Below are 12,504 nucleotides of genomic sequence, written 5' to 3' on the forward strand. Positions count from 1 at the left end.
GCCGCGGCGATGTTTGAAAACGCTGTCTTTTTGGAGGAGACCCAGATGCACCGTGAAGTACCAGGGCCGCGAGAGCCCGATAACGCAGGACCTTATCCCGCACGCCGTTCCGCCCTGCTGCGCATCGGTGCGCTGTGCGGGCTGGCCCTGTCCGGCGATATCCTCGCCGCGGTCGCGGCGCCGGCCAGCGCTGCCGGAACTGCCGCACCCGAATTGCTGACGCGCGAAGAACTGGCGCTGACCGGCGTGCTGGCCGAACTGATCATCCCGAAAACGGATACGCCCGGCGCGCTGGCCGTGGGTGCCCACCGCACCATCGACCACCTGCTGAAGGCCTGCGTCGTGAAGCGCGAGCAGGACGCGTTCCGCGCCGGCCTGGCGCGTATCGAGGAGGTGGCAGCGGCCCAGGGCGGCAAGCGCTTCGGCGCCCTGCCCCATGCCCGGCAGGTCGCGCTGCTGCATGCCATCGACAACGGCGCGGCACCGTTCAATGGCGCGGACCAGGGTTTCTTCCGCCAGCTCAAGGGCTACGTGGCCTTTGCCTACTACACGTCGGAAGCAGGCGCCTCGCAGGAGCTGGCCTACCTGCCCTTCCCCGGCGGCTTCACCGGCAATGTCAAAGTCAACCGATCCACTCGCACCTGGGCACTGTAAACATGGAACCTGTCTCGTCGTTCTACATCAAGACCAGCCCTGAGCGTTTCGACGCCATCGTCGTCGGCTCGGGCATCACCGGCGGCTGGGCCGCCAAGGAACTCACGGAACGCGGCCTGAAGACACTGATGGTCGAGCGCGGCCGGCCGGTCGAACACGGCGTCGACTACGTCGGCGAAAACAAGGACCCGTGGACCATGCCGAACCGCGGCAAGGTCGACGCCACGGTGACCGAGGAACAGTTCTTCAACCAGAAGATGTGCTACGCCTTCGACGAGCACACGCAGCAGTTCTTCAACAACGACCGCGACATGCCCTACTCCACGCCCGACGGCCGGCCATTCAGCTGGATCCGCGGCAACCAGCTGGGCGGCAAGTCGCTGATGTGGGCGCGCCAGTCCTACCGCTGGAGCGACCTGGATTTCGAGGCCAACCTGAAGGATGGCCATGGCGTGGACTGGCCGATCCGCTATGCCGACCTGGCGCCGTGGTACAGCCACGTCGAGCGCCACGTGGGCATCAGCGGCAGCAAGGAAAACATGGCCGTGCTGCCGGACAGCGAATTCCTGCCCGCCTTCGATTTCAATACGGTGGAACTGGCGCTGAAGCAGAAATTCGACGCCAAGTACGCACCGGCGCGGATGATCATGGGCCGCACCGCCAACCTGCGCACGCCGGGCGAACACCATCTGGCGCAAGGCCGCGGCCAGTGCCAGGCACGCAGCCAGTGCCACCGCGGCTGCTCGTTCGGTGCCTACTTTTCCACGCAAAGCTCGACCCTGCCGCCGGCGATCGCCACTGGCCGCCTGCGCATTGCCACCGACAGCATCGTGCACAGCGTGATCTACGACCCGAAGACGAACCGCGCCACCGGCGTGCGCATCATCGATGCCCACACGCTGGAAATGCGCGAGTTCCATGCGAAGGTCGTGGTGCTGTGCGCATCGACGCTGGCCTCCACGGCGATCCTGCTCAATTCCCGGTCGGAAGCGTTCCCGGACGGGCTGGCCAATTCGTCCGGCGTGCTGGGCCACTATCTGATGGACCACCTGTTCGGCGCCGGCGCCAACGGCCGGGTGGAAGGCTTCGAGAACGACTACTACCAGGGCCGCCGCCCCACCGGACCGTACATCCCGCGCTTCCGCAACGTGCTGGAAAAACACGAGAAATTCCTGCGCGGCTATGCGCTGTCCGGCGGCGCGGGCCGCGAGGGTTGGACGTCGGCGGCGTACAAACCCGGCTTCGGCAAGGATTTCAAGGCGATGATCAGGAAGCCCGGCGGCTGGCGCTTCGGCCTGGGCGGCCAGGGCGAGATGCTGCCGCGCTTCGAGAACATGGTGAGCCTGCACCCGACGAAGAAGGACAAATGGGGCATGCCGCTGCTGCACATCGACTGCACCTACTCCGACAACGACCGCAAGATGCTCGACGACATGGCCGATACCGCCGCCAACATCCTCGACGACCTGGGCCTGAAGGATATCCGCAAGCACGTGAAGTCGCCGGAAGACTGGCCGCCGGGCCTGTCGATCCATGAAATGGGCACGGCGCGCATGGGCCGCGATCCGAAGACGTCGGTGCTGAACGGTTACAACCAGGCGCACGACGTGCCCAACCTGTTTGTCACGGATGGCGCGGCGATGGCTTCCTGCGCGTGGCAGAACCCGTCGCTGACCTTCATGGCGATGACGGCGCGCGCCTGCGCCCACGCGGTGGACGAGCTCAAAGCCGGCCGCATCTGACAACTTGATCAATGAAAACTGGAGACACGATGAAAACGTTCCATGTCATGGCACTGATGGCGCTGGCCGGCGCAGCCTCCCTGGCACAGGCCGCGCAGCCGCGCCTCGGCGTGCAGCTGTGGTCCGTCAAGGACGAAATCAAGCAGGACTTCGAAGGCACGCTGACCAAGATCGGCAAGCTGGGTTTCCAGGGTGTGGAATTCGCCGGCGAGTTCGGTCCATACAAGGACAACCCGGCCGGCCTGAAGGCCTTCATGGACAAGAACAAGCTGCAGTGCGCCGGCGCGCACATGCATTTCGATGCGCTGGCCGACGCGAAGTTCGAGGCCACCACGGCGTTCTACAAGGTGCTGGGCTGCTCGAACCTCGTCATCTCGATGGATGCGCGGGGCAAGACCACCGAAGGCAGCGCACAAATGAGTAAGGAACTTACGGCCCTGTCCGGCAAGCTGGCCGGCAAGGGCATGCGCATCGGCTACCACAACCACGCCGAGGAATTCGCCGGCGCGGTGGGCAGCACGCCGTGGGACGTGATCGCGAAGAACACGCCGAAGGCCTCGATCATGCAGCAGGACGTGGGCTGGACCACCTACGCCGGCAAGGATCCCATCGCCTACGTGCAGGCCTACCCGGGCCGCACCACCACCACGCACTTCAAAGCCAAGCTGGCCGAGGGCGTGGCCGGCACGCCGATCATCGGCCAGGACAAGACCGACTGGGCCGGCCTGGCGCGCGCCGTGCGCCAGGTGGGCGGCACCGACTGGATCATCATCGAGCAGGAAGAGTATCCGAACGGGATGGGCCAGCTGGAAACGGTGGCCGCGTCGCTGAAGGGCCTGCAGGCCGTGCTGGCGAAACTGCCGAAGTGACGCGATGAGCCTTTCCGTACGTTTCAGCCATGTCGTCAAGGAGTTCGGCCCGGTGCGCGTGCTGCACGGGGTCGACTTCGCGCTCGAAGCGGGCCGCGTGGTCGGCCTGCTGGGCGAGAACGGCGCCGGCAAATCGACGCTGATGAAGATCCTGGCCGGCTACGAGCGCCCCACCGGCGGGCAACTGATGGTCGACGGCGTCGAGCGCCGCTTCGCCAGCGCGCGCGATGCGGAAGCCCTCGGCATCGCGCTGATCCACCAGGAATTCAACCTGGCCGAGCACCTGACGATCGCGCAGAACATCTTCCTCGGCCATGAAAGAACGCGCGGCTGGCTGCTCGACCACCGGGCCATGGCGCGCGACGCCGCCCTGTACCTGGAGCAGGTGGGCCTGGCCGTCGACCCGGACACCCGCGTGTCCGAACTGATCGTCGCCGAGAAGCAGCTGGTGGAGATCGCCAAGGCGCTGTCGCGCAAGGCACGCCTGCTGATCATGGACGAGCCGACCGCCACGCTGTCGCCCGGCGAGACGGCCAAGCTGTTCACGCTGATGGCGCGGCTGAAGAGCGAAGGCGTGACGATCGTCTACATCTCGCACAAGCTCGACGAAATGGAGGCGCATACCGACGAGGTGGTGGTGATGCGCGACGGTAAATTCGTCGCCCGCGCCAACACCGCGGACGTCAACCGCCAGCAGATGGCCAACCTGATGGTGGGCCGCGACGTGTCGGACATGTTCGTGCCCAAGGCGCCGCCGGCCCCCGATGCCCCCGTGCTGCTGGGGGTTTCCGGCCTCACCGTGCCGGGCTGGGTCGAAGGCCTGGGCTTCGAGGTGCGCGCCGGCGAGATCCTCGGCTTCGCCGGGCTGGTCGGCGCCGGCCGCACCGAGGCGTTCGAGAGCATCGTCGGGCTGCGGCCGCGCAGCGCCGGCACGGTCGCCATCGCCGGCCGGAACGTGAAGATCCGCAGTCCGCGCGACGCGATGGCTGAAGGCCTCACCTACCTGAGCGAAGACCGCAAGGGCAAGGGTTTGCACATGGACCTGAACCTGCGCGAGAACCTGACGATGATGACCCTGGAGCGCGATGCCCGGCCGTGGGTCGACCCGAAGGCGGGCCGCGCCGCGCTGGACCAGGCGATCGCCGATTTCGGCATCCGGCTGCGCGACCCGGAGTGCGCGGCCCGCTCGCTGTCCGGCGGCAACCAGCAGAAACTGGCCCTCGCGAAATACCTGCGGCCGGGGCCGAAGATCGTCGTGCTCGACGAACCCACGCGCGGCGTCGACGTGGGCGCCAAGCGCGACATCTATGCGTTGATCCACCGGCTGGCCGCCGAGGGGCGCGCCGTGGTCGTCATCTCGTCCGAACTGATCGAACTGATCGGCCTTTGCCACCGCGTCGCCGTGCTGCATGGCGGCCGGCTGAACGCCGTGCTCGGCGCGGACCAACTCACCGAAGAAAACCTGATCTCCCATGCAACCAACACCCACCACTGAACGCAGGCCCGGCCTGCCCGCCTTTGCACGCATATCCGGCCGTTTCAAGGGCGCCGGCCCGGTGATCGCGCTGGTCCTGCTGTGCATCGCCGGCGCGCTGCTGAACCCGGGCTTCGCCACGTTCGACAACCTGATGAACGTGCTGACGCGTACCGCGTTCATCGGCATCATCGCCGTGGGCATGACGTTCGTCATCGCTTCCGGCGGTATCGACCTGTCGGTCGGCTCGATGGCCGCGCTGGTCGCCGGCGTGATGATCGTGGCGATGAACGCGCTGGCGCTGGGCGCGTCGCCGCCCTCCCCGGTGGCGATCGTGGTGATCGGCATCGCGCTGGCACTGGCCTTCGGCGCCGTGGCCGGCCTGGCGCACGGTTTCCTCGTCACGCACGGCCGGATCGAGCCGTTCATCGTGACGCTGGGCACCCTGGGCATCTTCCGGGCGGTGCTGACCTGGCTGTCCGACGGCGGCGCCATCACGCTTGATTTCAACCTGTCCGAAACCTACGGTCCGGTGTACTACCAGAGCGTGCTGGGCGTGCCGATCCCCGTGTGGATCTTCGCGCTGGTGGCCGTGGCCGGCGTCGTCATCCTGAACCGCACGCCGTTCGGCCAGCATGTGCAGGCGATCGGCTCGAACGAGCAGGTGGCCCGCTATGCATCGATCCGCGTCGACCGCGTCAAGACGCTGACTTACCTGCTGCTGGGCGTGTGCGTGGCGATCGCCACGATTTTGTACGTGCCGCGCCTGGGCTCGGCCACGCCGACCACCGGCATCCTCTGGGAACTGGAGGCGATCGCCGCCGTCGTCGTCGGCGGCACGTCGCTGAAAGGCGGCTCGGGGCGCATCATGGGCACCGTGATCGGCGCGATCCTGCTGTCCGTGATCGGCAATATCCTGAACCTCACCAGCATCATCAGCGTGTACCTGAACGCCGCCGTGCAGGGTGTCGTCATCATCACCGTGGCCTACCTGCAGCGTGGCCGCCGCTAAGTTTTTAAAGGAATCGACATGCATCTACTGAACAAGATCACTGCTGCCTGCCTGCTGGCCGGCGCCGGACAGCTTATTTCGGGCCAGGCCGTGGCGGCCCAGCCCCTCACGCTCGGCGTGGCGATCCCCACCGCCACGCACGGCTTCACCGGCGGCATCGTCTGGTGGGCCAACCAGGCCAAGAAGGAACTGGAAGCGGCCAACCCTGGCCTGAAGGTCATCGTCAAGACGGCCGGCAGTTCGCCGGAACAGGCCAACCAGGTACAGGATCTTCTCGTCGTGAACAAGATCAATGCGCTGGTCATCCTGCCGCTGGAATCGGCCTCGCTGACCCAGCCCGTCGCACAGGTCAAGAACAAGGGCGTGTATGTGACCGTGGTCGACCGCGGGCTGACCAGCCCGAACGCGCAGAACGCCTACGTGGCCGGCGACAACACGGCCTTCGGCCGCCTGCCGGCCGAGTACCTGGCGAAAAAGCTGAACGGCAAGGGCAATATCGTCGTGTTGCGCGGCATGCCCAGCACGATCGACAACGAACGCGTAAACGCCTTTAACGCTGAAATCGCCAAGCATCCCGGCATCAAGGTGCTCGATGCGAAGTACGGCAACTGGAACCGCGACGATGCGTTCAAGGTCACGCAGGATTACCTGACCCGCTTCAAGGCGATCGATGCGGTGTGGGCGGCCGACGACGACATGGCGATCGGCGCGCTGAAGGCCATCGAACAGGCCAAGCGCACCGACATCAAGGAAGTGTTCGGCGGCGCGGGCGCCAAGTTCGCCGTCAAGAAGGTGATCGATGGCGACAAACTGATCCAGGCAAACGTGTCGTACTCGCCGAAGTTCATCTACGACGCGATCAAGATGACGGCCAACGCCCGCCTGAAGGGTGAGACGCTGCCCGCCAAGACGATCATCCCGTCGGTGCTGATCACGCGCGCCAACGCCAGCCAGTTCTATTACCCGAATTCCCCGTACTGACGCATTTTCAATATCAAGGACCAGCATGAAGACCATCAAGGGACCGGCGATCTTCCTCGCCCAGTTCATGGGCGGCGAAGCGCCGTTCGACACGCTGGCCGGCCTGGCCGGCTGGGCCAGGGGCCTCGGCTACGAAGCCGTGCAGCTGCCAACCGATCCGCGCCTGATCGACCTGGACAAGGCCGCCGGCAGCCAGACCTATTGCGACGAGATCACCGGCGTGCTGGCCGAGCACGGGCTGAAGATCACCGAGCTGTCGACCCACCTGCAAGGCCAGCTCGTGGCCGTGCATCCCGCCTACGACCAGCTGTTCGACGGCTTCGCGGCACCGCATGTACGCGGCAATCCGCAGGCGCGGCAGGAATGGGCAGTCGGCCAGGTGAAGGCGGCGGCGCAGGCGTCGCGGCGCCTCGGGCTGACGACGCACGCGAGTTTTTCCGGCGCCCTCGCCTGGCCCTACCTGTATCCCTGGCCGCAGCGCCCCGCCGGCCTGGTGGAAGAAGCGTTCGGCGAACTGGCGAAACGGTGGAAGCCGATTCTCGACGTGTTCGACGATGCCGGCGTGGACGTCTGCTACGAGCTGCATCCCGGCGAGGACCTGCACGATGGCGTGACCTTCGAACGGTTCCTGGCCGCTACCGGCAACCATCCGCGCGCCAATATCCTGTACGACCCGAGCCACTTCATGCTGCAGCAGCTCGATTACCTGGCGTTCATCGACATCTACCATGAGCGCATCAAGGCTTTCCACGTCAAGGATGCCGAGTTCCGTCCGGATGGCCGGCAAGGCGTGTACGGCGGCTACGGCGGCTGGGTGGACCGCGCCGGGCGCTTCCGCTCGCTGGGCGACGGCCAGATCGATTTCACCGGCATCTTCTCGAAGCTGGCCCAATATGATTATTCCGGCTGGGCCGTGCTGGAATGGGAGTGCTGCCTGAAGCACCCCGAGGACGGCGCGCGCGAAGGCGCGGAATTCATCCGCCGCCACATCATCCGCGTGGCCGAGCGTGCCTTCGACGATTTCGCCGGCAGCGGTACCGACCGCGCGGCGCTGCGCGACCTGATGGGAATCCAGTCATGAGCATCATCAATACCAAGGGCACGGGCGCCCCGCTGCCCCGCAAGCTGCGCCTCGGCATGGTGGGCGGCGGCGACGGCGCCTTCATCGGCGCCGTGCACCGCATCGCGGCGCGGCTCGACGACTGCTACGAAGTGGTGGCCGGCGCCCTGTCCGGCAACCCGGAGCGGGCGCTGGCCAGCGGCACCGCGCTGCGCTTCGACCCGTCGCGCTGCTACACCGACTACCGCGAAATGGCACGTGCGGAAAGCGCGCGGCCGGACGGCATCGACGCCGTGGCGATCGTCACGCCGAACTACCTGCACGCGCCGGTGGCCACCGCCTTCCTCGAAGCCGGCATCCACGTCATCTGCGACAAGCCGTTGGGCATCGCCACCGCCGAAGGCGAAGCGCTGGCGGCGCTGGCGCGTGAAAAGAACCGCGTCTTCGCGCTGACGCACACGTACACCGGCTACCCGATGGTGCGCCACGCGCGCGAACTGGTGGCATCGGGCGCGATCGGCGACGTGCGGCTGATCCACGTCGAGTACGCGCAGGACTGGATGGCCGAGGATGGCCCGCAAAGCGAGGAATTCCAGCGCACCAACTGGCACAACGATCCCGAACGTGCGGGCCCCACCGGCTGCACCAGCGACATCGGCACCCACGCGTTCCACCTGGCCGGCTTTGTATCCGGCCTGCAGCCTAACGAACTGCTGGCCGAACTGCACTCGTTCACGCCGGACCGCGTGCTCGACGACCATGTGCAGGTGATGCTGCGCTACCCGAACGGCGCGCGCGGCATGCTGTGGTCGAGCCAGATGGCCACCGGCTGCGAGAACGCATTGAAGCTGCGCGTGTTCGGCGCGAAGGCCAGCCTGGCGTTCGACCAGGAAAACCCGAACGAGCTGTGGCTGACGCCACTGGGCGGCAGCGCCCAGCGGCTCACCCGCGGCCGGGTGCGCGGCGCCGCCGCCGAGCATGCGACGCGGGTGCCGTCCGGCCATCCTGAGGGTTACCTGGAAGCGTTCGCGCAGCTGTACCGGGATGCCGCGGCGCGCATCCACGCGGTAGACGCCGGGCTGCCGGTACCGGTGGAGACCGCCGACCTGCCGACCGTCGACGATGGCGTGGCGGGCATGCGGTTCATCGATGCGGTGCTGGCGAGCGACCGGGAGGGATCGCGGTGGACGGCGCTGGGTTGAACCGGCCAGACTAATTATTGTCCAGTTGCATAGTTTACATTGACTTAAGAATGAGAATCGTTATCATTCTCGTTCCTGAGTACAATGACCGCCGGTGCGCGCACAGCTGATACGCCGCGCGCACCGCAAACTGGACAACCAATGAAGAACAAGAAATCGCGCGGCGCTGGCCGCCAACTGGCCCATCTGCCCCTGTATGCCGGCCTCGCCCTGCCGCTGGCCGCCCTTGCCCAGGTTGCCGAGCAATCGCAACCCGTGATGCCGACCGTCGAAGTGCAGGCGCAGAAGGAAGGCGATCCCGGCTACACCACCCGCGTGACGGGCACCGCCACGCCGCTGGGCCTGTCGATCCGCGAAACGCCGCAGGCGGTTTCCGTGATCACCCGCGAGCGCATGGAAGACCAGGGCCTGGCCACGATCACGGACGTGGTCAACAACACCACCGGCGTCTCGGTGAACCAGTACGAAACGCACCGCGCCGGCTTCACGGCGCGCGGCTTCGACATCACCAACCTGCAGATCGACGGCATTCCCACCACCTGGGAACAGTCGTGGAGCGCCGGCGAAACCCTGGGCAGCCTGGCCATCTACGAACGCGTGGAAGTGGTGCGCGGCGCGACCGGCCTGATGACCGGCGCCGGCAATCCTTCCGCCGCGATCAACCTGATTCGCAAGCGCGCCACCAGCAAGGAACTGAGCGGCACCGCCGAACTGGGCATCGGCCGCTGGAACGAGCGCCGCGCCATGGTCGACGTGGGCACGGGCCTGAACCAGAGCGGCAGCGTGCGCGCCCGCGTGGTCGGCGAATACAGCACGTCGGACAGCTGGGTCGACTACCTGGAAAACAAGGACAAGACGGTGTTCGCGACCGTCGAGGCGGACCTCGCCCCCGGCACCCTGCTGTCGGCCGGCTTCAGCCGCCAGGAAACCGATCCGAAAGGTTCGATGTGGGGCGGCCTGCCGTACTACTACACCGACGGCACGCCGACCAACTGGGACCGCTCGAAGACCACCGCCGCCGACTGGACGACGTGGAGCAGCAGCTACAACAACGCCTTCGTCACGCTCGAGCACAACTTCGCCAACGGCTGGCAGGTGCGCGGTTCGTACAGCCGCGGCGATCGCCGGGGCGATACGTACCTGCTGTACCTGTCGGGCGTTCCGGACCGCGTGACGGGTCTCGGCGTGTCCGATTTCTCCGGCTCGTACAACACCCGCGTCAAGCAGGACGACTTCAGCCTGCACGCCAGCGGCCCGTTCGCGCTGGGCGGCCGCCAGCATGAGGCGGCATTCGGCTACCTGCACTCGAAGCAGGATTTTAATTCGGACAGCCGCGCCGCGGACTACGGCAATGCGAATTCGGCCGTCGGCGACTTCAACAACTTCAATCCGGGCGCCTATCCGCAGCCATCCTGGGGCCCGCGCACCTTCTACGAACGCAGCGAAACGAAGCAGGAAGGCCTGTACGGCGTGGTGCGCTTCTCGCTGGCCGATCCGCTGAAGCTGATCGTCGGTGCGCGCGTCAGCAACTACGAGAAGACCGGCGTCGGCCTGTGGACGGCCGCGTACACGGTCAAGAAGAACCGCGAAGTGACGCCGTACGCCGGCCTGGTCTACGACATCGACCGCAACTGGTCGGCCTACGCCAGCTACACCGACATCTTCCAGCCTCAGAACCTGAAGGACTTCAACGGCGCCCTGCTCGACCCGGTGGTCGGCAAGAGCTATGAGACGGGCATCAAGGGCGCGTTCCTGGACAACCGCCTGAACGCGCAGTTCTCCGTGTTCCGCATCAAGCAGGACAAGCTGGGCGTGGAAGTCGGCAATGTCGACCGCGACGGCGACGCCGGTCCGCTGCTGCCGGAAGCCTACTACCGCGCCGCCGAAGGCGCGGAAAGCCGTGGCTTCGAGGCCGAGGTGTCGGGCGAACTGGCACGCGGCTGGAACGCCACCGCCGGCTATGCCTGGTTCAAGGCCGAGGACGCGGCGGGTGTCGAGTTCAACAGCATCTACCCGCGCAAGACGTTCCGCGTGTTCACCACCTATCGCTTCCCGGGCGAGCTGAGCAAGCTGACGGTGGGCGGCGGCGCCAACTGGGAAAGCCGCACGTGGACCAACGACCCGACCGCGCCGGCCAATACCAGCGGCCGCATCGAGCAGGGTTCGTTCGCACTGGTCAACCTGATGGCCCGCTACGACATCAACGACCGCCTGTCGGCCCAGCTGAACGTCGACAACGCGTTCGACAAGACGCACTACGCGATGTTCTCCGCGTTCAACGCGATCACGTACCAGGCGCCGCGCAGCGTGTCGGCCACGCTGCGGTACCGGTTCTGATGTAAAGGCCCCTGGCTGAAACTGAACGGCGCTGTTCGCCTTAAGTCGGTGAACTTCCCGCTGGAATCACTGTCTGATCCCCTGTTGAGATACTTCATGTATATCAGGGGGAGTTATGGATACAGCGGAGCTCGGTGCGATTGTCGAGGCGCTCGGAAAACTCGGGCTGTCCGAGGAGGAGATCGCATTTTTACAGGGCTTGCTCGGTAGCCTCGTGCGCCCAGGCCAGTGTCTGCGCCTGATCGAGGAAGCGACTGGAAAACCTTCGTGTCCCGCCTGTGGCGGTCAGCGCTGCCACCGCTGCGGCCACGCCAACGGCTTGCAACGCTATCGCTGCGTGGCGTGCCGGCGCAGCTTCAATGCCTTGACCGGCACGCCGCTCGCCCGCCTGCGATTGCGCGACAGGTGGCTGCCGTATCTACAGTGCCTGGTCGATTCGGCGACCGTGCGCGCCGCGGCGGATCGGGTCGCGGTCGCGAAGTCCACCAGCTTCCGGTGGCGCCACCGCTTTATCGCTGCCATACGCCGGGAGCGGCGGCCGCAGTTGTCCGGCATCGTCGAACTATGAAGGAGGAGTGACCGCTTGCAAGCGGTCACCGCTACGCAGGCGGCGAGCAGCGCTCGCCTAAACCCCTGCTACGCCCTATCGTCTCGAATCGCAGAAGGGTTCACGGCACCTGAGTCGCCCGCCCCGCAAGCGTGGCGGCAACGCCCGCAGGCGTGGTATCAGCAGGGAGTTCGACTGCATTCTCGTCGCACGCGACCGCAACCGGCAAACCTGTGATTTCGTGACCGGCCGCGGCCCGGTCAGCGCAAGCCAGCTGGCGCGGCACCTGCAACCGGTGCTGCTACCGGACGTACTCCTAATCAGCGATGCCGCCATGGCTTACCACGCGTTCGCACGGCAGGCCGGCATTACGCACGAAAGCGTGAACGTCAAGGCCGGCATCCGCGCGCGCGGCGCAATTCATATCCAGAATGTGAACGGATGGCATAGCCGCTTCAAGACATGGCTGCGGCGATTCAACGGCGTCGCCAGCCGCTACCTGGCCAACTACACGGGTTGGCGACGGGTACTCGATGCCGCCGTGCTGACAATGCCCAGGGATTGGCTACGCGTTGCCGTGGCGAAAAATTAGGGGTAGGGCCCGACGCCCCGACAACAGCATATGG

9 protein-coding genes and 1 pseudogene are annotated in these 12,504 nt (G+C 66.2%); all 10 read left to right on the top strand.

Annotated features, from left to right (window positions below; genetic code table 11):
• Positions 1 to 45: 45 nt before the first annotated feature.
• The 10 genes and pseudogenes from ACY34H_RS03315 to ACY34H_RS03360 all read left to right on the top strand — a co-directional run bounded on the left by ACY34H_RS03315 (position 46) and on the right by ACY34H_RS03360 (position 12,470).
• Positions 46 to 654: a gluconate 2-dehydrogenase subunit 3 family protein gene (locus tag ACY34H_RS03315; protein ID WP_464976059.1), complete on the top strand. Its 609-nt coding sequence runs from the start codon at positions 46 to 48 to the stop codon at positions 652 to 654.
• Between the two features lie 2 nt (positions 655 to 656).
• Positions 657 to 2,396 (top strand): GMC oxidoreductase, encoded by a 1,740-nt coding sequence (locus ACY34H_RS03320; RefSeq protein ID WP_464976060.1) that lies wholly within the window; start codon positions 657 to 659, stop codon positions 2,394 to 2,396.
• Between the two features lie 29 nt (positions 2,397 to 2,425).
• Positions 2,426 to 3,265 (top strand): sugar phosphate isomerase/epimerase family protein, encoded by an 840-nt coding sequence (locus ACY34H_RS03325; protein ID WP_464976061.1) that lies wholly within the window; start codon positions 2,426 to 2,428, stop codon positions 3,263 to 3,265.
• Positions 3,266 to 3,269: 4 nt separating this feature from the next.
• Entirely contained in the window at positions 3,270 to 4,760 is a 1,491-nt protein-coding gene (locus ACY34H_RS03330; RefSeq protein ID WP_464976062.1) for a sugar ABC transporter ATP-binding protein, read from the top strand.
• Positions 4,738 to 5,751, top strand: a complete 1,014-nt coding sequence (locus tag ACY34H_RS03335) for an ABC transporter permease (protein ID WP_464976063.1) — start codon at positions 4,738 to 4,740, stop codon at positions 5,749 to 5,751. The genes ACY34H_RS03330 and ACY34H_RS03335 overlap by 23 nt, the downstream gene beginning before the upstream one ends.
• Before the next feature lie 18 nt (positions 5,752 to 5,769).
• The gene (locus ACY34H_RS03340) at positions 5,770 to 6,732 is read left to right on the top strand and encodes a substrate-binding domain-containing protein (protein WP_464976064.1); all 963 of its coding nucleotides are present in this window, start codon (positions 5,770 to 5,772) and stop codon (positions 6,730 to 6,732) included.
• A gap of 25 nt (positions 6,733 to 6,757) precedes the next feature.
• Entirely contained in the window at positions 6,758 to 7,813 is a 1,056-nt protein-coding gene (locus ACY34H_RS03345) for a sugar phosphate isomerase/epimerase family protein (protein WP_464976065.1), read from the top strand.
• A complete protein-coding gene (locus ACY34H_RS03350) occupies positions 7,810 to 8,994 on the top strand; it encodes a Gfo/Idh/MocA family protein (RefSeq protein ID WP_464976066.1) in 1,185 nt (394 codons plus the stop codon). Before ACY34H_RS03345 ends, ACY34H_RS03350 begins: the two co-directional genes overlap by 4 nt.
• Positions 8,995 to 9,135: 141 nt before the next feature.
• The gene (locus ACY34H_RS03355) at positions 9,136 to 11,331 is read left to right on the top strand and encodes a TonB-dependent siderophore receptor (RefSeq protein WP_464976067.1); all 2,196 of its coding nucleotides are present in this window, start codon (positions 9,136 to 9,138) and stop codon (positions 11,329 to 11,331) included.
• Between the two features lie 115 nt (positions 11,332 to 11,446).
• Positions 11,447 to 12,470 (top strand): annotated as a pseudogene (locus tag ACY34H_RS03360) (IS1595 family transposase).
• Positions 12,471 to 12,504: the final 34 nt, after the last annotated feature.

The organism is Pseudoduganella sp. jia 9 (assembly GCF_055502615.1).